The following is a 22,425-nucleotide window of genomic DNA, read 5'->3' as shown; positions in this document are numbered from 1 at the left end:
CTCACCCCGCCACCTTCACGGTCGTGGTGGCGCCCCACAGGGCCAGCGACAGGAAGAAGTCGGTGACACTGATCAGCACGATGGCGTTGCGCACCGACCGGCCGACCGCCACCCCGACCCCGGCCGGGCCGCCGGAGGCCCGGTAGCCGTAGTAGCAGTGGGCGACGATCACCATCACGCTGAAGATGAGCACCTTCAGGACGGACAGCAGCACGTCGGTGGGTGACAGGAACAGGTTGAAGTAGTGGTCGTAGGTGCCCCGGGACTGGCCGTTGAACAGGACGGTGACATAGCGGGAGGCCAGGTAGGAGGAGAGCAGGCCGATCGCGTAGAGCGGGACGATGGCGACCACGCCGGCGATGATGCGGGTGGTGACCAGGTAGGGCAGCGAGCGCACCCCCATGCCTTCGAGGGCGTCGACCTCCTCGTTGATGCGCATCGCGCCGAGCTGCGCGGTGAAGCCGGCGCCGACGGTCGCGGACAGGGCGAGTCCGGCGACCAGCGGGGCGATCTCGCGGGTGTTGAAGTACGCGGAGACGAACCCGGTGAAGGCGGCGGTGCCGATCTGGTCCAGGGCTGCGTAGCCCTGGAGTCCGACGACGGTCCCGGTGAACAGGGTCATCGCGATCATCACGCCGATGGTGCCGCCGATCACCCCGAGACCGCCGGTGCCGAAGGCGACCTCGGCGAGCAGCCGCTGCACCTCCCGGAGGTAGCGGTGCAGGGTGCGCGGTATCCAGAGCAACGAGCGTACGTAGAACAGGAGTTGGTCGCCGGAGCGGTCGAGCCAGACGAGCGGGGAGGCCACCGGTGTTCAGCCTCCCTTCGGCGGAACGATCTGGAGGTAGACGCCCGTCATCACCATGTTGACGAAGAAGAGCAGCAGGAAGGTGATGACGACGGACTGGTTGACGGCGTCGCCGACGCCCTTGGGGCCGCCGCGCGGGTTGAGGCCCCGGTAGGCGGCGACGATGCCGGCGATGAACCCGAAGACCAGCGCCTTGAGTTCGCTGATGTACAGGTCGGGCAGCTGGGCGAGGGCGGAGAAGCTGGAGAGGTAGGCGCCGGGGGTGCCGTCCTGGAGGAAGACGTTGAAGACGTAGCCGCCGAGGATGCCGACCGCGGAGACCAGGCCGTTGAGCAGCACGGCGACGCCCATGGTGGCCAGTACCCGGGGCACCACCAGGCGCTGCACGGGCGAGACGCCCATGATCTCCATGGCGTCCAGTTCCTCGCGGATGGTGCGCGAGCCGAGGTCGGCGCAGATCGCGGAGCCGGCCGCGCCGGCGATCAGCAGGGCGACGATCAGCGGGCTGGCCTGCTGCACGACGGCCAGCACGCTGGCCCCGCCGGTGAAGGACTGGGCGCCCAACTGCTGGGTGAGCGAGCCGACCTGGAGGGCGATCACCGCGCCGAACGGGATGGAGACCAGGGCGGCGGGCAGGATCGTGACGCTCGCGATGAACCAGAACTGCTCGACGAACTCGCGGAACTGGAACGGCCGCCGGAAGATCGCGCGGGCCACCTCGGCGGCGAGCGCGAAGAGCTGTCCCGTCTGCCGCAGGGCACCGGTGATCATGTACCACTCCCGGCGGCGGGCATCGGGAGGGTGGCGGCGGCCGCGGCATCTGGTGCGCCGGGGGTGCCCGGTACGCCGCTGGGGGCGCCGGTGCTGCCCGGTACGCCGCCGGGGGTGCCGGTGCCGCCCGGTACGCCGCCGGGGGTGCCGGCGCCGCCCGGTGCGGCGAGGGTGCCGCCGTTGCCGTGCGTGGCGTAGGTGCGTTGGATGGCGGCGCGGGCCGCGGGCGGCAGCCGGTCCAGCATGCCCAGGACGCGTTCGCGGTGGCGGCCGGCGGCGCGGCGCGGCGGCAGTCCGGGGGACGGCTCCAGTTGCGGGACGATCTCCCGGGGGCCGGCCGGCACCGGGCTCGGGCCGGCCGCCTCGGCGGCCAGGGTGGCGGCGTCCTTCTCCTCGGACATGCCGATCGGGCCCTCGCGGCGTCCGGCCAGGAACTGCGCCACGGCCGGTTCCTCGCTGGTCAGCAGCACCTCGCGGGGGCCGAAGGTGACCAGTTCGCGCCGGTAGAGCATGCCCATGTTGTCGGGCACGGTGGCGGCGATGTCGAGGTTGTGGGTGACGATCAGCATCGTCGCGTCGATCCCCGCGTTCAGGTCGATCAGCAGTTGGGAGAGGAAGGCGGTGCGGACCGGGTCGAGCCCGGAGTCCGGCTCGTCGCACAGGATGATCTGCGGGTCCAGGACGAGCGCGCGGGCCAGCCCGGCCCGTTTGCGCATGCCGCCGCTGATCTCTCCCGGCAGTTTGCCCTCGGCGCCCAGCAGTCCCACCACGTCGATCCGCTCCATGACGATGCGGCGGATCTCCGACTCCTTCTTGCGGGTGTGCTCGCGCAACGGAAAGGCGATGTTGTCGAAGAGGGACATGGAACCGAAAAGGGCGCCGTCCTGGAACATGAGCCCGAACTTTTTCCGGGTCTCGTAAATATCGCGTTCCGGGCTGTTCACCATGTCCACGCCGTCGATGAGGACACGGCCCCGCTCGGGCTTGAGAAGTCCGATGAGCGACTTCAGAAAAACCGTCTTCCCGGTGCCGGACGGCCCGAGCATGACGCTGACTTCTCCGGCCGGCAGTGTGAGGCTCACGTCCTGCCAGATCCGCTGCTTGCCGAAGGACTTGGTGAGACCCTCGACCACCACTTCGATTCCCATATCACCTCCAAAGAGGGTGCGGCCGGTGTGCACCGCGGAGCGCACGTTAAGCCGGTGCGCCGTTCACTGACAATAGGCGGGACACGGCTCGCGCCGATCTTCTTGTTCTTTGTCACCGCGCAGACAAACCGGGTCGTGGACTTTGTCTGCCGGGTGCGGGGCAGGGCCGCACGGCCACCGGGGGGACGGTCCCGTACGGCTCTGCCGACGGATGTCCGCCCCTGAAGGAGGGCAAGGCCGGAAGTCATCCGTCGCGTCTCCTCAGCGAGGGGGCACCCACCGGGAGATCAGCGCCGTATCCGGCACGCTACGGCTGAGTAACCTGAGCGGGCAAGGGTCAGAACCTACTTTTCCGTAGGTTTCGGTTCGGCCATCGGCGCTTTGTCAGCCGGGCGACAAAAAGGCCCTTTCCTCTTGTCACCGGATGAGTACTGACGCCCCCTGCCGGGCCGGCCGCGGCGGTGGCGCCCGACTTGGCAGTCGGTGACTAAGCCGGGCACCGGACCGCTCATCTGGGGACAGATTCCAGGGCTTTCCCAAAGAATCATGGTCGGCGACATTGTTCGGCTAAGTTTCCCGCAAGTAACGTCAGGGTCGCGGTCGAGGATTTCCGAGCCGCGGACCGCCCGTTTCCCCGCTCGTCCAAGCGGGCGCGATCCCCCTTCGCCGGTCAATCCACAAGGAGAGTCCCGGAGTCATGAAGAAGCCCCTGACAAGAATCGCCGTCGTCGTCGGCGCGGGCGCCGCCGCCTTCGCCATGGCCGTCGCGCCCGCCTCGGCCGTCCCCTCCACCGTCTGGACCGTCACCCCGTCGCCGGCCAACTTCACGGCGAACAACAGCGGGAACATCATCCTGACCGCCAACATCCCGATGACGTGCACGACGTCGACCGCCACCGGCACGCTGAACAGCGCCACCGGCAACCCCGCGACGGTGGCCTCCATCAACGCCATCAACTTCGGCACCAGCGCCTCGCCGTGCACCAGCGTCCTGGGCAACGTCACGACCGTCGCGACCACCCCCTGGACCGTCGTCGCGCAGGACTACACCGCCTCGACCGGTGTCACCAAGGGCTACATCGGCAACGTCAAGGCGAAGGTGACCGCCGGCGCCTGCGCGTTCACCGTCGAGGGCAAGGCCACCGGCACCTACACCAACTCCACCGGCGTCCTGGCGGTCAACAGCGTCAGCGGCGACCTGGCCGTCACCTCGGTCTCCGGCTGCGGCACCGTGGTCACCACCGCCACCAAGCCCACCTTCAAGGGCAACTACCCGGTCAAGATCACGGGCACCACCACCATCCCGCAGATCGTCGGGACCAACCCGTAACCGGTGTGCGGCCCAGCGGCGCCCGGCCGGTGACCCCGGCCGGGCGCCCGCGGGTCGCCCGCCCGTACCCGGCCGCCGCCGGCCACCCCGACCCCGACCCACCCGAGCGGAGCGACAGATGACCGTCCCCCGTACCGTCCCGCGTCCCTCGGCCCGCGGCCGGGCCCGGCGCGCGGCCGCCGCCGCGTTCGTCGTGCTGGCCGCGACCGTGCCGGCGGCGGCCGGCGCCCAGGCGGCCGGTCCGCAGACGGTCGACGCCGCACTGCCCTACCTGTGCGCGCTGCCGTCCGGGGAACAGCCGGCGACGGTACGGATCTCCGCGACCCTCCCGGACCGGGCGGCCGCCGGTGCGCCGGTCCAGCCCGCGGACGTGACCACGACCGTCGAACTGCCGGAGCGGGCCACCGGGGACCTCACCGCGCTGGGCGCGGCCGGCGTCCGGGCGGCCACCCGGCTCACCGTCGGGGTCGCCCAGGGCGAGGCCGCCGCCGAGGCGACCTGGCGGGGCGACGCCGAACCCGTGGCCCTGCCGCCGTCCGGGCCGCTGACGCTGACCGCGACCGGAGACGTCCCCTCGGTGACCGGTCAGGGCACGCACGAGCTGACCTTCACCGCCGGGAACCTCGCCGTCGACCTGACCCCGTCCACCGCGGACGGCGGCGCCACCGCCCCCGCGTCGCTGACCGTTGAGTGCCGGCTCGCCGACGGGGCACCGGACGGAGGCCGGCTGGCGGCCGTTCCCCTCGGCACGGACGAGACCGGCGGCACGCGGTCCCCGAGCGGATCGCCCTCCGGGACCGCCTCCGCGTCGGGCCCGCCGGGGCAGTCCGCCGACGACGCCGGCCGGCAGGGCGAGCGCGCCCCGAAGGTGGCCGAGGCCCCGCCGGACGGCAGCACCGCCGAACGCACGGCGCCGCCCTGCAAGTACGACGACGAGTACCCGGCCGGGCCGATGTCGCTGAACGCCTACATCACCGGCTACGCCAACGTGAACAAGCTCGACGGGGCCGCGCTGATCCCGCCGTTCTGCACCCTGATCACCCAGGGCGAGCCGCAGTTCGAGTTCCTGCCGGACTTCAGCGGCGCCACCATCAGCCAGCACTCCACCGCCGACCTCTGGTACAAGCAGCGCAAGCAGAGCCCGCCGTTCCAGGCGACCTTCCTGTCCTTCGACTTCACCCCGACGAAGGCCACCATGGTGCTGGAGCAGACCGGCCCGATGACCATCGACTCCAGCGGCTTCACCGACTTCATGTTCACCAGCACGGACACCTACGTCCGGGCCCCGATCGCGCTGCGGGTGACATCCCTGGAGATCAACGGCACCCCGCTGGACGTGGGCGCCGAGTGCCGGACCAGGACCTCCCTGGTCTCCGAGGACCCGGAGCCGGAGAAATACCCCGGTGACCACCTGGTCCTGTACGGCCGGGGCGAACAGAACCTGGGCGAGACCGCCACCGGCTACCTCCTGCTCTCCGGCGGCCCGCTGACCGGTGAGGCCGCCATCCCCGCCTTCACCGGCTGCGGCACCGCCGACGGCGAGAACCTCGACCGCCTGCTCACCGCCTCCGTCTCCGGCCCCGGCAACTACATCAAGCAGATCCAGGGGCAGGCCTGCTTCGTCTCGGCCGAGGAGCTCAACCTGGACGAGTGCACCGCCGACGGCCAGCCCAAGAAGATCCCCGTACCCGAGCGCTGAGTTCCCCTCCCCCAGCCCCTTACGGAAGGCACCTCATGAACCGCTTCTCCCACCGCGCCGGAATCGCCACCACCGTCACCGCCGTCGGCACCGCGCTGGGCGCCTTCGCGTCCATGGGCACCGCGACCGCGGCGGCCGCCGTGCCGAACGGCGAGTGGGCGCCCTTCACCCGCTGTCCGGTGGACGCGCCGGCGATGCTGGCCGCGGACGGCCTGGCCCAGACCCCGCAGTGCGTGGTCTCCAGCTCGGCGAGCGGCTCCATCAAACTGGGCAACACCACCGTCACCACCGGCAGGACCAACCTCCAGATCGGGGTCGTGCAGAACTCCGACGGGACCAGCACCGTGGTGGCCCCGGCCGGCGGCGCGCTGATCGCCGACTCCGCGACCGTCCCCGGCGGGCTGCTGGGACTGATGTGCCCGAGCAACGTGCCCGCCGTCACCGCGATCTGCGAGCAGCTCAGCAACAGCTCCCTCAACAAGATCACCGCGACGGTGGAGTCGGTCGGCACACCCTACGCCTTCAACCAGACCGCGGGCATCGTCACCGGGGAGCCGATCGTCGCCATACCCGTCCGCATCCACCTGGAGAACCCGCTGCTCGGCAGCAAGTGCTACATCGGCACCCAGGCCAAGCCCGTCGTGCTCCAGCCGGAGAACCTGGAGTTCCCGGAGTTCGGCATGACGTTCTTCCAGGGTGACGGCACGCCCGCCGACGACGGCGAGATGAGCCGCATCAACCTCACCGGGTCGACCCAGAACGACAGCACCTTCGCGGTGCCCGGCGCCAGTGGCTGCGGCCTCGGACTGCTGGGCATCATCGACGCGGCGGTCAACCTCAAGACCGGGCTGCCCTCCGCCGCCGGGAAGAACAGCCTCACTCTCAACAGCACCCAGACCGCGCTCGCCGGTCTGAACGCCCCCGGCACCGTCGCCCCCGACGCCGGCGAGCGCCTGGCGCAGAACTGGCACTCCGCCGTCAATTAACGGCCGCGCAACGGCGATTCTCAGCCGTCCCGGCACCCCCGTCCCGTCCCTTCGCACCTAAATGTGCACGGACTGTGTACGTCCCACCGAACATGATTTAGCTTCAACAGCCCAGACACGCAGCACCCCAAGTCCGGTCGGGTGCCTCCCTCGCACCTGCTCCGGGGGCACCTGCCCGGCACACCGTGGGCACCGGAGAGCAAGGGACGGCACTCATGCCTTCAACCGCGCGGCCGCCGGAGGTCGGTGAACCGCTCGAACCCCTTCCCAAGGAGTTCGCCGCCTTCATGCGGCCGGAGTTGCCCGGTCTGATGAAGGAGATCGGCATCGAGGTCACCCGGGCCTACCCGGTGTACGGCCGGCTGCTCAACGGCCCGAACGCCGACGCCATCCGGCAAGGTGTCGAGCAGGCCCTCTACGCCTTCGTGGACCGGGTCGCCGACCCGGGCAAGAACGCCGCGCTGCGCGACGAACTGCTTCGCCGGTTCGGCCGGGTGGAAGCCTACGAGGGCCGGGAACTGGACACCCTCCAGGGGGCGTACCGGCTCGGCGCCCGGGTCGCCCTGCGCCGCGCCAAGGCGGTCGGCCAGCAGTACCGGCTCTCCCCCGCGCTGATCCTCGCCTTCGCCGACGCCCTGTTCGCCTACGTCGAGGAACTGGAGCGGATCTCCCGCGAGGGCTACGTCGAGGTGCAGTCCCGGGCCTTCTCCGAGGTGCCGGCCCAGCGAAGACGGCTGCTGCACCTCATCCTGGCCGCGCCCCCGCTGCCCCAGGCCCTGACCGGGCTGTGCGAGGCGGCCGCCTGGCCACTGCCCAGCGAGATCACCATGATCGCCCTGCGGTCCCCGGTGCCGGACCACCTGGAGGCGGGTCTCGCCGACGACGTGCTGTCCGACCTGGACGTCCCGCAGCCGCACCTGCTGGTGCCGGGCGCGCTCACCGCGGAGCGCCGGGCCATGCTCGACGCGGCCCTGACCGGCGCGCACGCCGTGGTGGGGCTGACCGTGCCACTGGCCCAGGCGGCGGACTCCATCCGCTGGGCGCGGCGGGTGGCGCAGCTGATCGACGAGGGCGTGGTGCCGGACGCGCCCGTGGTCCGCTGCGCCGACCACCTGGTGACCCTGTGGCTGCTGTCGGACCCGGCGCTGGTGACCCACCTCGCGGCCGGTGAGCTGGCCCCGATCGACCATCTGCCGGCCAGCCGCCGCGACCGGCTGGTGGAGACCCTGCGGGTGCACGTCTCCACCCGGGCCCCCGCCGAGCAGGTCGGCGAGCTGCTCGGCGTGCACGCCCAGACCGTCCGCTACCGGCTGCGCAACCTGGACTCCCTGCTGGGCGACCGGCTCGCCGACCCCGACCGCCGCTTCGCCCTGGAGGCGTCCCTGCGCGCCCTGCACCTGCTGGAACGGGACTGCGACGGCGGGTGACCCGCCGCCCCCTCCGCCGGGTCGCGGCGGAAGGGGCGCGCGCCGGCGGTTTCAGGCGAGCTTCGCCGACAGCGTGATGGTCGTGCCGGTCAGCGCCTGGCTGACCGGGCAGTTCTGCTTGGCGTCCTCGGCGGCGGCGACGAACGCGTCGTTGTCGAGGCCGTCGACGGTGCCCTCCACGGTGAGGTGGATGCCGGTGATGCCCTCACCGGGCTGGAAGGTGACGTCGGCGGAGGTGACGAGCTTGGTGGGCGGGGTGCCGGCGCCGGTCAGGCCGTTGGACAGCGCCATGGAGAAGCAGGACGAGTGGGCGGCGGCGATCAGCTCCTCGGGGCTGGTCTTCCCGTTCGCCTGCTCGGCGCGGGACGGCCAGGACACCGGCTGCTCGCCGATGCCGGACGAGTCGAAGGTGACGACGCCGTTGCCCTCGAACAGGTTGCCTTCCCAGACGGTGTGTGCGGAGCGCGTGGTGGCCACGTCAAGTCCTTTCGCGGTTCGGATGGTTCCGTCCCTATCCGATCACACTCGGGGCCCGTCCACGGAGAACGGGGGTGCACCGGCGGCTGAACGCCCCTCGCGGGTACGCCGGCCCGCCAGCACCGCGTACACCAGCACGCCGGCGAACAGGAACAGCGCGCCCTGGTAGACCGAGACGTACGGCCCGCCGGCGAGCGAAGCGAGTGGGGGTCCCCCCGCCCGAAGGGTGGGGGAGGATCGCGGGCGGCGAGCCGGCCGAAGACCAGCGCGAGGGCGATCGCGCCGACGGTGAGCACGCCGAAGGCGAGCAGGCTGACCGTGCCGAAGGGGGCGACGGAGGCCGGGAGCAGGAAGATGCCGCCGCCGATGATGTTGCCCATGACCAGGGCGGTGGCGACGGGGAGTCCGAAGCGGCGGGTGTGCCGGTCGGGGGTCCGCCGCGGGGCCGGCGGGGTTGCGGTCCCGGTGACGTGCATGGGTGGTGCGCCTCTCTGGCCTTTCCGGTGGTGCGGCCCGGGATCGCCGGGCGCCGCCCATGGTCGGGCACTCCCGGGCGGTCGGCCGAATCAGGCGCTTTTGTCCTGTACGACCCCGTCCGGCATCGCAAAAGGTGCGTCCTCGTGCGCTTCGGGCGGTGAATCGTCCAGCGGTATCTGCGGGCCGTCGGACTCGCGCAGCCAGCGGCGCAGGACCCGGTGCACATGTTCGGCGCCGACCAGCTCCGAGCCCTCGGCGACCGGGGCGGTCAGCGCGGTCGGGGAGAGCAGGAACGCCTTGGACTGGGCGCCGCCGAGCCCGCCGTGCGAGCCGATCTGCTCCTCGAAGGCGAGCACCTCGCCGTCGGCCGGGTCGAGCGAGGAGTTGACCATGATGTCGGCGGTGTGCGGGAAGGCGTGGGTGCGGCGGACCGCGTCGGCGGCGCCGGGGCCGAACGGGGCGAGCGGGCCGGGGTCCTCGCCGAGCCGGTCCAGCGGTATCTCCGCGCCGCGCGCGCCGAGCACCAGACCGTCGTACTCGTCGTCGGCGTGTGCCTCGCTGCGGACCAGCAGGAAGCCGACGCCGGGGTGGTTGGCGAGGGTGGTGAGCAGCGCGGGGTGGCGGGCGTCGATCTCCTCGCGGCTCATCCGGTGGCCGACGTCCGGGAAGGAGATCAGACCGAGGTTGCCGGAGGCCAGGACCAGGGGTTCGGAGCGGCGGCGCGAGGGGCGGTGCTGTTCGCCGCCCTCCTCGACCGGGCGGCCCATCGCGGCGCGGACGGTGTTGCGGGCCTCGGCGCCGCTGTGGGTGCGCTGGGCCTTGCGCGGCACGGGCAGTCCGCAGCCGGCCCGGACCAGGTCGGCGAGGGTGAGTCCGTAGCGGGCGTGGAAGGTCTCGCCGGGGCTCTGGCCGTGGTCGGACAGCACGACGATCCGGTACGGGCGCGGGGCGTGCTCGGCGGCCTTCTCGATCAGCGCGAGGGAGCGGTCCAGGCGGGCGAGGACCTTCTCGGCGTCCCGGCTGTGCGGTCCGGAGTGGTGCGCGACCTCGTCGTAGGCGACCAGGTCGGCGTAGACGGCGGTGCGGCCGGCCAGCATGTCGCCGATGACCGCGGCGACCACGACGTCCCGTTCGACGACGGTCGCGAAGGCCCGGACGAAGGGGTAGAGGCCGCCGCGCGAGACGCGGGGGCGGACCTTGCGGGCGCGGGCCCGCACGGACTGGCCGATCTCGCGGGCCACCTCGGCGCCGAAGGACAGGGCGGTGCGGACCGCGTTGGCGGGGTCGGAGAAGTAGGCGAAGTACCCGGCCCGGGAGCGGGTCTCCCGGCTGCGCCGGCGCACCGCGATGGACAGCACCAGGGCCTGCTGGTCGGCGCCGCCGCTGAAGAGGTTGCCGCGGCTGGCGCCGTCCAGGGTGAGCAGGCCGCCGTCGCCGGTGTGCTCGACGGCGCGGCGCTGGAGTTCGGCGGCGCTGGAGGGGCGGTTGCAGACCATGACCTCGCGGGTGTCCTTCTCGTACCAGCGGAAGGCGGGGACGTCGTGGTTGGAGCCGTGCAGGATGCCGAGCTGGCTGGCGCCGGTCTGGCTGGACCAGTCGGTGCGCCAGTGGGTGAGCCGGTGGCTGCCGGGGGCGGTGCCGGCGCCGAGCCAGCGGGCGACGGTGGGCATGGCGCCCTTGCCGGCTGCCGTCCGCAGTACGTCGTGGCCGACGCCGTCCAGTTGGATGAAGACGGTGCCGTGGCCGCTCGGGCAGGGCGGGGCGGTGCCGCGGCGGCGGTCGGCCAGGCGGTAGAGCCGGCGCCGGTAGGCGTCGTCGTCGCGGACGGCGAGGGCACCGCCGGTGGCGGAGGCGACGGCCGACATCACGGCCGCGACCACCACCGCGGTCTCCGGTCCGGCGGCACCGTGCGCGGCCGGGTTGACGCGCAGCGCCACCAGCAGCAGCGCGCCGTTGAGGAAGAAGACCAGCAGCCCGAGCACCAGGGCCGGCACCAGCAGCAGCAGCCGGACCAGCAGCGGCCACACCAGCGCCGACAGCAGACCGAAGGCGCCGGCGCCGAACGCGGCGGTCACCGCGATCTGCGTCGCGCTGTCCTCGTTGGCGGACTGGAGCTGGAAGTCCGGCAGGAGGCCGGCGAGCACCAGCATGGTCACCGTGGAAACGGCCCACACCGTGACACTCCGGCCGATCTGACTGGCGACCCGCCGCCAGCGCCCCGCGTTCACGCGTTCACGCTCCGCACACCTCACGTTCCCGGCCCGCCGTCCGACACGGACCGCTCTCCAGCGTGTCACAAGGCGCGGGCGGGTCCGGCCGGGGGTTTGACGGGCCAGGGGTTAGACCGGCGGGTACAGCCGGCGCCGCCGGGGGCCCGACGGGGATGAGGCCCCCGTCAGCGGCCGTCGTAGCCCGCCGTCGGCATCGACAGCCGGCGGTGCACGCACGCCTTCATCTCGGCGTCGTACGCCGGTTCCGCGTGCCCCACGGTCTCCACCCGGACCCCGCGCCGCGCGCACTGCGCGGTGAACTCCTCCACCGAGGCGAGCGCGCTCTCCAGCACCCGGCGGCTGGGGGCCACGAACAGGTCGTGGCCGGGTCGGACCCCGTCCCACAGGACGTCGTGGTCGGGCCGCAGGCGGCTGACGAGCAGCTCCCGGGCGACGACGTACCCGCGTTCGGCGGCCCAGCGGGCGCACATGGCGTGCTGGCTGCGGGAGTCGACCAGGAAGGGGTCGGCGTCCAGCTCCTCCAGCGGCGTCAGACTCGCGATCGCCGTCACTCTCACCGGTCCCATGGCGTCCCCCTCACCTCCGGTTTCGCCGCCGACACTACTCCTGGACGTAGGCTTCGGGGGAGTCGCGCGAAGGAGGCAAAGAGGTGCCGGTGGAGGTCACCTGGTGGGGTCACGCCACCTGCACGGTCCAGGACTCGAACATACGTGTGCTCACCGACCCGTTGTTCGCTCGTCGACTTGCCCACCTGCGCCGCCGCCGGGGCGCGCTCCCCCCGCCCGAGGCGTGGCGGGCGGACGTGACGCTCGTCTCCCATCTGCACGCCGATCACCTCCATGTGCCGTCGCTCGCGCGGCTCGCGCCGGGCACCCGGCTGCTCGTGCCCCGGGGCGCGCCCCGCACGGTGCCGGGCCTGCGCCGGCTCTCCCACCTGGCGGTCACCGAGGTCGCGCCCGGCGACCGGACGACCATCGGTGACCTGCGCATCCGGGCGGTGCCGGCCTGGCACGACGGGCGCCGGCTGCCGCTGGGGCCGCACCGCTCCCCCGCCCTCGGCTATGTGATCGAGGGCGAGGCCCGTACCTACTTCGCCGGAGACACCGGGCTGTTCGACGAGATGGCCGAGGCGGTCGGGCCCATCGACGCGGCGCTGCTGCCGGTGGGCGGCTGGGGGCCGCACCTGGGCGCGGAGCACCTCGACGCGGGCCGGGCGGCCCAGGCACTGGCCCGGCTGGCGCCGCGCAGCGCGGTGCCGGTGCACTACGGCACGTACTGGCCGATCGGGATGGACGCCGTGCGCCCCCATGAGTTCCACGCGCCGGGGGATGAGTTCGTGCGCCTGGCCGCGCTGCACGCGCCGGGTGTGGCGGTGCACCGGCTCGGGCACGGCGAGCGGGTGCTTCTGGAGGCCGCCCGGTGAGCTGGCTCGGATCGGCCGTGACGGTCGTCCCGACGGAGGCCACCCAGCAGGCCCTCGGTTATCCGTCGCTGTTCCTGCTGGTGCTGATCGGGGCGCTGGTCCCGGTGGTGCCGACCGGGGTGCTGGTCAGTTCGGCGGCGGTGGTCGCCTTCCACCAGACGGCGATCTCGCTGGGGATGGTGTTCCTGACGGCGTCGCTGGCCGCGTTCCTCGGGGACGTGACGCTGTACTGGCTGGGGCGGCGCGGGATGCGGTCGAAGAACGGCTCGCGCTGGCTGGAGGCGATCCGCTCGCGCGCTCCCGAGGACCGGCTCGCCCAGGCGCAGGAGAAGCTCGCCGAGCACGGGGTCGCGGTGCTGGTGCTGTCCCGGCTGGTGCCGGCCGGCCGCATCCCGGTGATGCTGGCCTGCCTGATGGCCAAGTGGCCCACCCGCCGCTTCGCCCGCGGCAACCTGCCGGCCTGCCTGGCCTGGACGGTGACGTACCAGCTGATCGGCATTCTGGGCGGTTCGCTGTTCCGGGAGCCGTGGGAGGGCGTGGTCGCGGCGGTCGTGCTGACGGTGGTGATCGGCGCGGCCCCCAGCGTGTGGAAGCGGCTGCGGGGGCCGGCGAAGGCGTGACCGGCGCCGGCCCCGCGGCCGGGATCAGCGCGCGCCGGCGGACGAGGGTCGTCATCGATGCGGGCGGCCGCCCGGCCGGGCACCTGGGTGTGCGACGTGACTTCGCGCGCGCCGCTGCCCGATCCGGTCCTCTCGCACCGGGCCGAGGACCGTTCCCCGGTGCCGGCGGTGTTCCTGGCTCACGCCCGGCGCCGGGACGGGGCGGCGGGCCGGCCGGCGGGGCGGGCGGCGAGCGTCCGGGAGGCGCCGACCGGCAGGTCCCACAGGTCCTCGCGGGGCAGCCCGGCCCGCTGCCAGGCGGCCCGGACCCGGGTGAGGGGTTCCAGGACGGGTTCGGCGGACAGGACGAACGTGCCCCAGTGCATCGGCGCCATCCGGCGGGCGCCGAGGTCCTGGGCGGCCCGGACCGCCTCCTCCGGGTCGCAGTGGACGTCGCTGAGCCACCAGCGGGGGTCGTAGGCGCCGATGGGAAGCAGGGCGAGGTCGATACCGGGGCAGCGGCGGCCGATGCGGGCGAACCAGTGGCCGTACCCGGTGTCGCCGGCGAAGTACACCCGGCGGCCGTCGGGGGCGGTGAGCACCCAGCCGCCCCACAGGCTGCGGCAGGTGTCGGTGAGGGTGCGCTTGGACCAGTGGTGGGCCGGTACGAAGTCGAGGCGGACGCCGCCCAGTTCGGCCGCCTCCCACCAGTCCAGCTCGGTGACGACGGTGAACTTGCGGCGGTGGAACCAGCGGCCGAGCCCGGCCGGCACGAACACCGGGGTGTCGCGGGGCAGCCGGCGCAGGGTCGGCGCGTCCAGGTGGTCGTAGTGGTTGTGGCTGATGACCACGGCGTCGATGCGCGGCAGCGCGTCCCAGGGGACGCCGACCGGGGTGATCCGGGCGGGCGTGCCGAGGATACGGCGGGACCACACCGGGTCGGTCAGGACGGTCAGCCCGCCGATCCGCACGATCCAGCTGGCGTGCCCGGCCCAGGTGACAGCGATGTCGTGGGCGCCGGCCCGGGGCAGCGGGCCGGGTTCGACCGGCAGCCGGGGGATGTCGGCGAGGCCCTCCCGGCCGGGTCGGACCGCGCCCTCCCGGGCGAACCGGGCGGTGGCCTTGAGGCCGGGCAGTGGGGCGGTCAGCCGGTCGTGGAAGGTGCGCGGCCACATCCGGCGCTCGGCCAGCGGCCGGGGCGGGGCCGGCGGCGGGAACGGGGCGGCGGGGCCCTGGGCGGGCGTACTCGTGGCCGGCTCGGACTGCTGCGTCATCGAGGGTGCTCCCATCGCCGATCGTCGTGAGGATCGCCGCCGCGGGGACCGTGGTCGCGGGGATCGCCGCCGCGAGGACCGCCGCCGCGGGAATCGTGGTCGCGGGAATCGTGGTCGCGGGAATCGTGGTGGGGATCGCCGCCGCGAGGTCCTCCGTCGCGGGCACCTCCGTCCTGGAGATCACCGCCGCGGGGACCGCCGTCGTGGAAATCGCCGAAGGCCGACTTCAGGTCGTTCAGCGCGCGCTGCGCGTGCGGCGGTTCCAGGGGGTCGGGGGCGGTCAGGCAGCGTGCGCGCTGCTCGTCCGTGGCGCCCAGCAGCGGGCCGGTGGACAGCCGTACCCGCAAGGCGGCGAGGTCGTCGCCGAAGCGGTGGCCGCCGGGGGCGGGGGTGCCGAGCCGGGCGGTGAGGAAGTCCTCCAGTTCCTGCGCGTCGCCGACGCCGCGCTCGGCCAGCGCCAGGCGCAGCGGGCCGAGGTCGGCGTACAGGTGCCGGCCGGCCCGCGGCGGCCGGGACAGCGCGCCCGCGCCGGTCACCACGGCGTGCACGGCGGCGGCCACCCGCGCGTGCAGGCGGACGGCGGCCGCCCGGTGGGCGACGACCGGCTCGGGTTCGGACAGGGCGTACGCGGCGGCGGCCGTGACCGGGGCGGCGACGCGGGCGCCGAGCGCGGTGAGGACGTCGAGCACGCGCGCGTGCAGACGGTTCCCGACCGGCGATGCGGGGAGGCGGGCGACAGCGGCCGGCCAGCCGGGCGGCAGCAGCGCGCCAGCCAGGTCGGTGACGACGGTGACGTGCTCGGGGAGCATCTCGGCGGGGCTGATCAGCACGGTGTCGTGCGGGTCGTGCAGGGTGTCGCGCCAGGTCTCGTCGCTGATCAGGTGCAGGCCCTCGGCGACGGCGGCCTCGACGGTCTCGTGCAGCACCTCGGGCGGGGCGACGGTGCCGGTGGGGTCGTCGGCGACGGACAGCACCAGCAGCCGCGGATCGCCGCCCTCGGCGCGGACCCGGCGCACCGTCTCCAGCAGCGCGTACGGGTCGGGTACGCCGCCGCACTCGGCCGGGGTGGCGACGTGGAAGACGGGTCTGCCCAGCAGCCGGGCGTACGGTGCCCACCAGGCGGCGCAGGGCCGGGGCACCAGGACGTCGCCGCCGAGCGCCGCGGTCAGCGCGAGCAGCAGGGCCGGGGCGCCGGGAGCGGCGGCCACCTCACCGGGAGCGGTGGGCAGGCCGCGCCGGTCCCAGTGACCGGCGGCGGCGGCCAGCAGGGCGGGGGCGCCGCCGACCGGGTCCTGGCCGGTGCGGTCCGCGGCGGCGGCGAGGACGGCCAGGAGTTCGGCCGGTGCCGGCAGCCCGTCGTCGGGGGGCGGCGGCCCGAACCGGACGGGGCCGTGACCTTCGGGGGCCGTCCGCCGCATCGGTACCTCCGCCAGTCCGTTCCACTGCTGCCCCGTCGCCGCCGGGCCGGTCCGCCCCGCACCGTTTCGCCCGCTGACCGTGGTGACACCGGTCGTCCTCTGAGTACCCAGCGCACCGGCCGCCCATGGCCCCGGGCGCGGGTTGCGCGGATCACAGCGGATCACAGGGGGTGCGGGGTGCGGCGGGCCGTCCCGGGCGCGCCGGACCGGCCCGCGCCGTCAGCCGTCCCCGGCGGTCCGCCGGCGGTGCGGGCGCAGCCGGTGCGCGGCCGCGGCGAAGGCGCCCGCGATCAGGACGCCGCCGGCCACCAGGGCGGGTACGGAGTCGGTGAAGGTGCCGCCCGTTCCGGCGTGCACGCCGTTCGGGACCGTGCCGTCGCCGCACGACCCGCCGTGCGGCACGGACTCCGGGCACGGCGGCCGGGTCGCGCAGGGCGCGCCGGGGCGGGCCGGCTCGGGGCAGGGCGGCTTGCCGCCGCCCGCCTCCCCCGTCTTCGACACGGTGAACTTCGCGCTCCACGGATGGCCCTTGCCGTGCGCCGCCGGGCAGCTGCCGTCGACCGTCCGGACGCCGAGATGACCGGCGGGGGCGATCCGGGCGGTCCCCCGGTAGGCGGGCCCGGCGGTCGTGCCCTCGTGACCGGAGTCCCCGTGACCGGAGTCCCCGTGACCGGAGTCCCCGTGACCGGCGACCTCGTGGCCGGCCACCTTGTGGAGCTTGACGGTGCTCTTCTCGAACGCCTGCGAGGTGGCGTCCAGGGCGGCCGGGGCGGGTCCGCCGGGCGGGCAGGAGACGGAGACGGTGACGTGGGCGCCCGGCCGGACCGTGGCCGGGCTCACCTCGGCGGTCGCCCGGCCGGCCCCGCCGCCCCGTCCGGCCGGACCGGTGCCGTCCTGGAAGGGCTCCTCCGCACCGAGTACGGCTCCGAAGTCGTCCTCCTCCAGGACGTCGTCCGCCGCGTCCGGGATCTCGGGCACCTCCGCCCCGTCGGGGAGTTCCGGGACCTCGTCGGGAAAGCCCGGGTCGGCCTCCTCCCGGGGCACCGGCGGGGCGGTCGCCACCCCCGGTGCCGCGAGGCCGGGCGCGGTGCCGAGGCCCAGGGCGGCAACGGCCAGGGCGGTGGTCGTCAGGACGCGGGCGGCGCGGCGGCGGGCGGCGCGGCCCTCGGTGCGGCCGGTGGGCATGGGGCGGGCTCCTTCGAGCGGCGGCTGCGGGGGCACGGCACTCGCGCCCCCGGTGCCATCAGAGCCCGCCCGGCGCCGGCCCGCGCGCGGCCCTGCTCCGTTCGCGGGACCCGGGCGCCCGAGCGGGTGACAGACCAGGTTTCACACCCCGGCCCACCGCCCCGGCCCCTGGCTCAGCCGGCCGGCTCCCGCAGCACCTGTTCCCGCACCCGGTGGCAGCACCGGCTGATCAGCCGGGACACGTGCATCTGGGAGATGCCCAGCTCCTCGGCGATCCGGCTCTGCGTCATGTCGTCGAAGAACCGCATGTAGAGAATGGCGCGTTCGCGTTCCGGCAGCGCGGCGAGGCGCTTGCGGACGGCCTCGCGGTCGACGACGGTGTCCAGCGCCGGGTCCGGCCCGCCGAGCACGTCGCCGAGCGAGTAGCCGTCCTCGCCGCCGGGCAGCTCGGCGTCCAGGGAGAGCGCGGTGAAGCTCTCCAGCGCCTCCTGGCCCTCCCGTACGTCGTCCTCGCTGAGGTCGGCGTGCGCGGCGATCTCGGCGACCGTCGGGCGGCGGCCGGAGATGGTCTGGGACAGGTCCTGGCCGGAGCGGCGGACCCGGTTGCGCAGGTCCTGCACCCGGCGCGGGACGTGCAGGGTCCACATGTGGTCGCGGAAGTGCCGTTTGATCTCGCCGGTGATGGTCGGCACGGCGTAGCTCTCGAAGGCGTTGCCCAGTCCGGGGTCGTACCGGTCGACGGCCTTGACCAGGCCGAGGGCCGCGACCTGGCGCAGGTCGTCGTAGCTCTCGCCGCGGCTGCGGAAGCGGCCCGCGAGCCGTTCGGCCATGGGCAGCCAGGCCTCGACGATCCGGTCTCGCAGCGCGTCGCGCCGGGGGCCGTCGGGGAGGGCGGTGAGTTCGCGGAAGGCGGCTGCGGTGTCGGGGGCGTCGTCGTGCGGGTGGGGCCTGGCGGGAACTCGGATCGGCATGGTGCGTCGCAACTCCCTCGGAGTGCGGGGTCCGCCGTCACGTCCGGCGGCGGCTCGTCCGGTACGACCGGGGGTGCGGGGACGGACGCCGGTGCGACGGCGCGACCGGGAGGTCGGGCGGTCACCGCGGGAGCGTGTCCGAAGGTCCCGTAGGTACGGACGGACGCCGCCGTGGGCGGCGTCGCGCCGCTCCCACGGGCGTGCCTCCTGTCCGAAGCACTGAGGGTCCGCCTGCCCCGTCGGCCGCGCGGCAAACACCCGGGAGGTTTCCGGTCCGCCGCCGGGGGACTCGTACGACTGCCGCCGCATCACCCGCACCCCACCCGGGAGGTCCCTTCCATGGGTTCCAAAGTCTCCGACCACGTCCTTCAGCGGCTGCGCGAGTGGGGAGTCGACCAGGTGTTCGGCTACCCGGGGGACGGCATCAACGGGCTGCTCGCGGCCTGGGGCCGGTCCGACAACCAGCCGCGTTTCGTGCAGTCCCGGCACGAGGAGATGTCGGCCTTCCAGGCGGTCGGTTACGCCAAGTTCAGCGGCCGGCTCGGGGTCTGCGCGGCGACCTCGGGACCGGGCGCGATCCACCTGCTCAACGGGTTGTACGACGCGAAGCTCGACCATGTGCCGGTGCTGGCGATCGTCGGTCAGACGCACCGCACCGCGATGGGCGGCTCGTACCAGCAGGAGGTGGACCTGCACACGCTGTACAAGGACGTCGCCTCGGAGTTCGTGGAGACGGTGACCGTGCCCGAGCAGCTCCCCAACGTGCTGGACCGGGCGATCCGGACCGCCTACGCGCGGCGCTGTCCCACGGCGGTCATCATCCCCGGCGATGTGCAGGAGCTGGACTACTCGGCGCCGACGCACGCCTTCAAAATGGTGCCGTCCAGTCTGGACCGCGGTTCCTGGACGGCCGTTCCCTCGGAGGAGTCGGTGCGGCGGGCGGCGGAGGTGCTCAACTCCGGTGACAAGGTGGCGATCCTGGTCGGCCAGGGCGCGGCCGGCGCCCGGCACGAGGTGGAGACGCTGGCGGAGCTGCTCGGCGCGGGCGTCGCCAAGGCGCTGCTCGGCAAGGACGTCCTCAGCGACGAACTGCCGTACGTCACCGGCTCCATCGGTCTGCTGGGCACCCGCCCGTCGTACGAGCTGATGCGGGACTGCGACACGCTGCTGACCATCGGTTCGTCCTTCCCGTACTCGCAGTTCCTGCCGGAGTTCGGCAAGGCGCGCGGCGTGCAGATCGACATCGACCCGCACATGATCGGGATGCGCTATCCGTACGAGGTGAATCTCGCCGGCGACGCGAAGGCCACGCTGGAGCGGCTGATCCCGCTGATCGAGGACGGCCGGGGGCGGGAGTGGTACGACACGGTGTGCGCCAACGTGACGCGCTGGCGGGACACCATGGAGCGGCGGGCCGCGCTGGACGCCGATCCGATCAACCCGGAGTACGTGGCCGCCGCCCTCGACCCGCTGCTGCCGCCGAACGCCATCGTGACCTCCGACTCCGGTTCGACCGCCAACTGGTACGCCCGGCACCTGACCATGCGCGAGGACATGCGCGGTTCGCTGTCCGGCACGCTGGCGACGATGGGGTGCGGGGTGCCGTACGCGATCGGGGCGAAGTTCGCCCATCCGGAGCGGCCGGTGGTGGCGCTGGTCGGGGACGGCGCGATGCAGATGAACGGGATGGCGGAGCTGATCACGGCGGCCAAGTACCGGGAGCTGTGGGCGGATCCGCGGCTGATCGTGGCCGTCTGGAACAACCGGGACCTGAACCAGGTCACCTGGGAGATGCGGGCGATGGAGGGCGCGCCGTCCTTCCTGCCCTCGCAGGAGCTGCCGGACGTGCGGTACGCCGACTTCGCCCGTTCGCTGGGGCTGACCGGCATCCGGGTGGAGAAGCCCGAGGACGTCGAGGGCGCCTGGCGCACGGCGCTGGCGGCGGACGGTCCCGTGGTGCTGGAGTTCCTCACCGACCCGGCGGTGCCGCCGGTCCCGCCGCACGCCTCCTGGGACCAGCTGGAGGCCACCGTCGCCGCGATCCTGAAGGGCGACGCGGACCGGGGTTCGATGGTCAAGCAGGGCTTCAAGTCGAAGATGCAGGAGTTCCTGCCGGGCGGCGGCCGGGAGAAGAAGTAGGCGGCGCACGCACCGGGCGGGCGGCGGCTCAGCACCACGCGCCGCCGCCCGCCCGGTCCGCGATGATCTCCACCGACAGTTCGCGGCCGGCCGGTGCCTCCAGTGTCAGGTACGCGGTCGTGCCGCCGATCCGCTTGCGGTAGCAGGCGTCCGTCCGCGGCTGCCAGCCCTGGTCCGGGGCGGCCGTCCGGTAGTACGCGCGGACGGCGGCCGCGGACCCCTCGTAGGGGTAGGAGGCCCCGGCGACCACGGACAGGTCGTCGTCGTCGCAGGAGCGGTACGGCCGGCCGGCCCCGGCCCCGGCCGGCCCCGCCGCCAGTACGGCCTCCGCCGCCAGGGCCTGGCCCAGCCGGTCCTCCGGGTCCCCGCAGCCGTACTCGAACAGCAGGTACCGCGCCGGTTCCCCCACCGCCTGGTAGGCGAAGCCCAGCAGTCCCGCGGTGAGCAGCAGCCCGCTCAGTGAGATCCCGGCCGTCCGGATGCGCATGACGCGGAACGGTAACGCATCGACGGCGCACCGCCGTTCGAGCCGACCGGTGCTGGATCATCCGCGGGTTCGAGGCGGCGGCGGTGCGCGCGCTGTGCGCCGAGGACCTCGACAGAGCCCGGGACGACCGTGCCGTCCGGGCGCGCGGAGTGCCGTCAGGCCGCCCGCGCGCCGGGCTGTTTCCTGGCGTCCGGCACGGCCGGGAGCGGCGGCCCGGCCGGGGGCGGGCCGGGCGCGTCGAGCGGGTCGGCGGGGGCCGGGTCCGCGATCGGCAGCAGCAGTTCCTCGTACCGGCCGAGCGCCAGGACCACGCCGAGCATGAGGACCGGGATGAGCACAGTGAACAGCACCGCCATGGTCCTGTCCGTCCTTCCCGAGGAGGGTGGGCGCGAGGGGGGGGGCCAGGGCCGGGTTCCCGCTGTCCGCGGGGCAAACCGGGGCCGTGCGCGGGGGCGGGTCCAGGGACGGCGACGCATCGCGCGTCCGGTCCGAACCGTCCGGCGTAATCCGTGTTGCCCCGCGCCTGCCGGGTACGCGGTGCCCACCCCCGAAGGAGCTGGAGGGAGACATGCAGCGAGGCAGCGACCGGCTGAGCGCCCACCGTGACGACGAGATGAAGCACGAACTGCAAGGTCTGCTGCGGTCCGGGCACCCCACCCGCACCGAGGAGTGGCACGACCCCGAGCCGATCGCCGAGGACGACCCGGAGGTGGCGTACGGCCCGGTGACGCCGAGCCGCGCGCCCTCCCTGCTGGAGTCGCTCCGGCTGGAGCTGGCCCGGAACCTGACCCGCGGGGCGTTCCCGGCGGGCCCGCGGGAACTGGCCCGCGGGCTGCGGCGCGAGCACGCGCCCGAGTCCCTGGTCGAGCGGGTCGAGGGACTGCCGCACAAGGCGAGCTACGCCACCGTCCAGGAGCTGGCCGAGGCCCTCACGGACGCGCGCTGAACGTGGGAGAGAGGACAGGAACCCGTATGCGCATCGCATTTCTGACCGCGCCCGAGGGCGTGGAGCAGGTCGAGCTGACCGAGCCGTGGCAGGCGGCGAAGGACGCCGGGCACGAACCCGTACTGGTGTCCACCCAGTCCGGGGAGATCCAGGGGTTCGACCACCTGGACAAGGCGGACACCTTCCCCGTCGACGAGGTGACCGGCGAGACGTCGGCGGACTCCTTCGGCGGTCTGGTGCTGCCGGGCGGCGTCGCCAACCCCGACTTCCTGCGCACCGACGAGCGGGCCGTCGCCTTCGTGAAGGACTTCTTCACCCAGGGCCGGCCGGTCGCGGCGATCTGCCACGCCCCGTGGACCCTGGTCGAGGCGGACGTCGTACGCGGCCGGGTGCTGACCTCCTGGCCGAGTCTGCGGACCGACATCCGCAACGCGGGCGGCACCTGGGTCGACGAGCAGGTCAAGGTCTGCGACCACGGACCCAACACCCTGGTCACCAGCCGTAAGCCGGACGACCTGAAGGCGTTCTGCGAGACGTTCCTCGCGGAGTTCGCCAAGGCGGGCTGAGCGGAGCGGAGACAACCTGACGAGGGTGGGGGGGCCGGGGGGGGGCCCCCCCGCGTGCGGGCC

At 73.8% G+C, this 22,425-nt stretch carries 19 protein-coding genes and 3 pseudogenes; 9 read left to right on the top strand and 13 right to left on the bottom strand.

The window, feature by feature from the left end; genetic code table 11:
* Nucleotide 1: 1 nt before the first annotated feature.
* From ACTT8P_RS08195 to ACTT8P_RS08185, 3 genes and pseudogenes are all read right to left on the bottom strand, one after another.
* Nucleotides 2-808: an MlaE family ABC transporter permease gene (locus ACTT8P_RS08195; RefSeq protein WP_442830864.1), complete on the bottom strand. Its 807-nt coding sequence runs from the start codon at nucleotides 806-808 to the stop codon at nucleotides 2-4.
* 6 nt (nucleotides 809-814) lie between these two features.
* Nucleotides 815-1,628: pseudogene (locus ACTT8P_RS08190) on the bottom strand (MlaE family ABC transporter permease).
* A 97-nt stretch (nucleotides 1,629-1,725) separates the two neighbouring features.
* Nucleotides 1,726-2,727 (bottom strand): annotated as a pseudogene (locus tag ACTT8P_RS08185) (ATP-binding cassette domain-containing protein); the annotation flags it as partial.
* A gap of 697 nt (nucleotides 2,728-3,424) precedes the next feature.
* On the opposite strand from ACTT8P_RS08185, the gene ACTT8P_RS08180 reads away from it, so the two are divergent.
* The 4 genes from ACTT8P_RS08180 to ACTT8P_RS08165 all read left to right on the top strand — a co-directional run bounded on the left by ACTT8P_RS08180 (nucleotide 3,425) and on the right by ACTT8P_RS08165 (nucleotide 8,169).
* Entirely contained in the window at nucleotides 3,425-4,057 is a 633-nt protein-coding gene (locus tag ACTT8P_RS08180; RefSeq protein ID WP_442830863.1) for a hypothetical protein, read from the top strand.
* Between the two features lie 118 nt (nucleotides 4,058-4,175).
* Nucleotides 4,176-5,756 (top strand): DUF6801 domain-containing protein, encoded by a 1,581-nt coding sequence (locus ACTT8P_RS08175; RefSeq protein ID WP_442830862.1) that lies wholly within the window; start codon nucleotides 4,176-4,178, stop codon nucleotides 5,754-5,756.
* 35 nt (nucleotides 5,757-5,791) lie between these two features.
* Complete coding sequence (locus ACTT8P_RS08170; protein ID WP_442830861.1) at nucleotides 5,792-6,742, top strand: hypothetical protein; 951 nt, start codon at nucleotides 5,792-5,794, stop codon at nucleotides 6,740-6,742.
* 215 nt (nucleotides 6,743-6,957) lie between these two features.
* Nucleotides 6,958-8,169, top strand: coding sequence for a helix-turn-helix domain-containing protein (locus ACTT8P_RS08165; protein WP_442830860.1), 1,212 nt, complete (start codon nucleotides 6,958-6,960; stop codon nucleotides 8,167-8,169).
* Nucleotides 8,170-8,220: 51 nt separating this feature from the next.
* Here ACTT8P_RS08165 and ACTT8P_RS08160 read toward each other — a convergent pair whose 3' ends face one another.
* From ACTT8P_RS08160 to ACTT8P_RS08145, 4 genes and pseudogenes are all read right to left on the bottom strand, one after another.
* Complete coding sequence (locus tag ACTT8P_RS08160; RefSeq protein WP_442830859.1) at nucleotides 8,221-8,646, bottom strand: OsmC family protein; 426 nt, start codon at nucleotides 8,644-8,646, stop codon at nucleotides 8,221-8,223.
* A gap of 233 nt (nucleotides 8,647-8,879) precedes the next feature.
* Nucleotides 8,880-9,122: pseudogene (locus tag ACTT8P_RS08155) on the bottom strand (amino acid permease); the annotation flags it as partial.
* A gap of 90 nt (nucleotides 9,123-9,212) precedes the next feature.
* On the bottom strand, nucleotides 9,213-11,351 hold the full coding sequence (locus tag ACTT8P_RS08150) for an alkaline phosphatase family protein (RefSeq protein WP_442830858.1): 2,139 nt from the start codon (nucleotides 11,349-11,351) through the stop codon (nucleotides 9,213-9,215).
* Between the two features lie 167 nt (nucleotides 11,352-11,518).
* On the bottom strand, nucleotides 11,519-11,920 hold the full coding sequence (locus tag ACTT8P_RS08145) for a hypothetical protein (RefSeq protein WP_442830857.1): 402 nt from the start codon (nucleotides 11,918-11,920) through the stop codon (nucleotides 11,519-11,521).
* Nucleotides 11,921-12,003: 83 nt separating this feature from the next.
* On the opposite strand from ACTT8P_RS08145, the gene ACTT8P_RS08140 reads away from it, so the two are divergent.
* Nucleotides 12,004-12,777, top strand: a complete 774-nt coding sequence (locus tag ACTT8P_RS08140) for an MBL fold metallo-hydrolase (protein ID WP_442830856.1) — start codon at nucleotides 12,004-12,006, stop codon at nucleotides 12,775-12,777.
* Nucleotides 12,774-13,397: a DedA family protein gene (locus ACTT8P_RS08135; protein WP_442830855.1), complete on the top strand. Its 624-nt coding sequence runs from the start codon at nucleotides 12,774-12,776 to the stop codon at nucleotides 13,395-13,397. The genes ACTT8P_RS08140 and ACTT8P_RS08135 overlap by 4 nt, the downstream gene beginning before the upstream one ends.
* Before the next feature lie 179 nt (nucleotides 13,398-13,576).
* On the opposite strand, the gene ACTT8P_RS08130 is transcribed toward ACTT8P_RS08135, so the two are convergent.
* The 4 genes from ACTT8P_RS08130 to ACTT8P_RS08115 all read right to left on the bottom strand — a co-directional run bounded on the left by ACTT8P_RS08130 (nucleotide 13,577) and on the right by ACTT8P_RS08115 (nucleotide 18,224).
* Nucleotides 13,577-14,650, bottom strand: a complete 1,074-nt coding sequence (locus tag ACTT8P_RS08130) for an MBL fold metallo-hydrolase (protein ID WP_442830854.1) — start codon at nucleotides 14,648-14,650, stop codon at nucleotides 13,577-13,579.
* Complete coding sequence (locus ACTT8P_RS08125; RefSeq protein ID WP_442830853.1) at nucleotides 14,647-16,068, bottom strand: aminotransferase class I/II-fold pyridoxal phosphate-dependent enzyme; 1,422 nt, start codon at nucleotides 16,066-16,068, stop codon at nucleotides 14,647-14,649. The genes ACTT8P_RS08130 and ACTT8P_RS08125 overlap by 4 nt, the downstream gene beginning before the upstream one ends.
* Nucleotides 16,069-16,287: 219 nt before the next feature.
* Nucleotides 16,288-17,253: a hypothetical protein gene (locus tag ACTT8P_RS08120; protein ID WP_442830852.1), complete on the bottom strand. Its 966-nt coding sequence runs from the start codon at nucleotides 17,251-17,253 to the stop codon at nucleotides 16,288-16,290.
* A gap of 173 nt (nucleotides 17,254-17,426) precedes the next feature.
* Nucleotides 17,427-18,224, bottom strand: coding sequence for an RNA polymerase sigma factor SigF (locus ACTT8P_RS08115; RefSeq protein ID WP_442830851.1), 798 nt, complete (start codon nucleotides 18,222-18,224; stop codon nucleotides 17,427-17,429).
* 339 nt (nucleotides 18,225-18,563) lie between these two features.
* Here ACTT8P_RS08115 and ACTT8P_RS08110 point away from each other — a divergent pair, with 339 nt between their 5' ends.
* A complete protein-coding gene (locus ACTT8P_RS08110; protein WP_442830850.1) occupies nucleotides 18,564-20,363 on the top strand; it encodes a thiamine pyrophosphate-requiring protein in 1,800 nt (599 codons plus the stop codon).
* A gap of 28 nt (nucleotides 20,364-20,391) precedes the next feature.
* On the opposite strand, the gene ACTT8P_RS08105 is transcribed toward ACTT8P_RS08110, so the two are convergent.
* Complete coding sequence (locus ACTT8P_RS08105) at nucleotides 20,392-20,850, bottom strand: hypothetical protein (protein ID WP_442830849.1); 459 nt, start codon at nucleotides 20,848-20,850, stop codon at nucleotides 20,392-20,394.
* A 155-nt stretch (nucleotides 20,851-21,005) separates the two neighbouring features.
* Nucleotides 21,006-21,206 carry a hypothetical protein gene (locus ACTT8P_RS08100; protein WP_442830848.1) on the bottom strand — a complete coding sequence of 67 codons (201 nt, stop codon included), beginning with the start codon at nucleotides 21,204-21,206 and terminating at the stop codon, nucleotides 21,006-21,008.
* 212 nt (nucleotides 21,207-21,418) lie between these two features.
* Between ACTT8P_RS08100 and ACTT8P_RS08095 the strand changes: the two genes are divergently transcribed.
* Complete coding sequence (locus tag ACTT8P_RS08095; protein WP_442830847.1) at nucleotides 21,419-21,796, top strand: DUF2795 domain-containing protein; 378 nt, start codon at nucleotides 21,419-21,421, stop codon at nucleotides 21,794-21,796.
* A 26-nt stretch (nucleotides 21,797-21,822) separates the two neighbouring features.
* Nucleotides 21,823-22,362: a type 1 glutamine amidotransferase domain-containing protein gene (locus ACTT8P_RS08090; RefSeq protein ID WP_442830846.1), complete on the top strand. Its 540-nt coding sequence runs from the start codon at nucleotides 21,823-21,825 to the stop codon at nucleotides 22,360-22,362.
* The last annotated feature ends 63 nt before the right edge of the window (nucleotides 22,363-22,425 follow it).

Origin of the sequence: Streptomyces sp. JW3, from assembly GCF_052216785.1 — a bacterium.
Taxonomy (GTDB): domain Bacteria; phylum Actinomycetota; class Actinomycetes; order Streptomycetales; family Streptomycetaceae; genus Streptomyces.
This window is presented reverse-complemented; position numbering and strand designations above follow the sequence as displayed.

Coding starts and splice junctions, on each gene's coding strand:
- ACTT8P_RS08180 (WP_442830863.1), top strand. CDS start 3,425: ATGAAGAAGCCCCTGACAAGAATCGCCGTCGTCGTCGGCGCGGGCGCC.
- ACTT8P_RS08175 (WP_442830862.1), top strand. CDS start 4,176: ATGACCGTCCCCCGTACCGTCCCGCGTCCCTCGGCCCGCGGCCGGGCC.
- ACTT8P_RS08170 (WP_442830861.1), top strand. CDS start 5,792: ATGAACCGCTTCTCCCACCGCGCCGGAATCGCCACCACCGTCACCGCC.
- ACTT8P_RS08165 (WP_442830860.1), top strand. CDS start 6,958: ATGCCTTCAACCGCGCGGCCGCCGGAGGTCGGTGAACCGCTCGAACCC.
- ACTT8P_RS08145 (WP_442830857.1), bottom strand. CDS start 11,920: ATGGGACCGGTGAGAGTGACGGCGATCGCGAGTCTGACGCCGCTGGAG.
- ACTT8P_RS08130 (WP_442830854.1), bottom strand. CDS start 14,650: ATGACGCAGCAGTCCGAGCCGGCCACGAGTACGCCCGCCCAGGGCCCC.
- ACTT8P_RS08125 (WP_442830853.1), bottom strand. CDS start 16,068: ATGCGGCGGACGGCCCCCGAAGGTCACGGCCCCGTCCGGTTCGGGCCG.
- ACTT8P_RS08120 (WP_442830852.1), bottom strand. CDS start 17,253: ATGCCCACCGGCCGCACCGAGGGCCGCGCCGCCCGCCGCCGCGCCGCC.
- ACTT8P_RS08115 (WP_442830851.1), bottom strand. CDS start 18,224: ATGCCGATCCGAGTTCCCGCCAGGCCCCACCCGCACGACGACGCCCCC.
- ACTT8P_RS08110 (WP_442830850.1), top strand. CDS start 18,564: ATGGGTTCCAAAGTCTCCGACCACGTCCTTCAGCGGCTGCGCGAGTGG.
- ACTT8P_RS08105 (WP_442830849.1), bottom strand. CDS start 20,850: ATGCGCATCCGGACGGCCGGGATCTCACTGAGCGGGCTGCTGCTCACC.
- ACTT8P_RS08100 (WP_442830848.1), bottom strand. CDS start 21,206: ATGGCGGTGCTGTTCACTGTGCTCATCCCGGTCCTCATGCTCGGCGTG.
- ACTT8P_RS08095 (WP_442830847.1), top strand. CDS start 21,419: ATGCAGCGAGGCAGCGACCGGCTGAGCGCCCACCGTGACGACGAGATG.
- ACTT8P_RS08090 (WP_442830846.1), top strand. CDS start 21,823: ATGCGCATCGCATTTCTGACCGCGCCCGAGGGCGTGGAGCAGGTCGAG.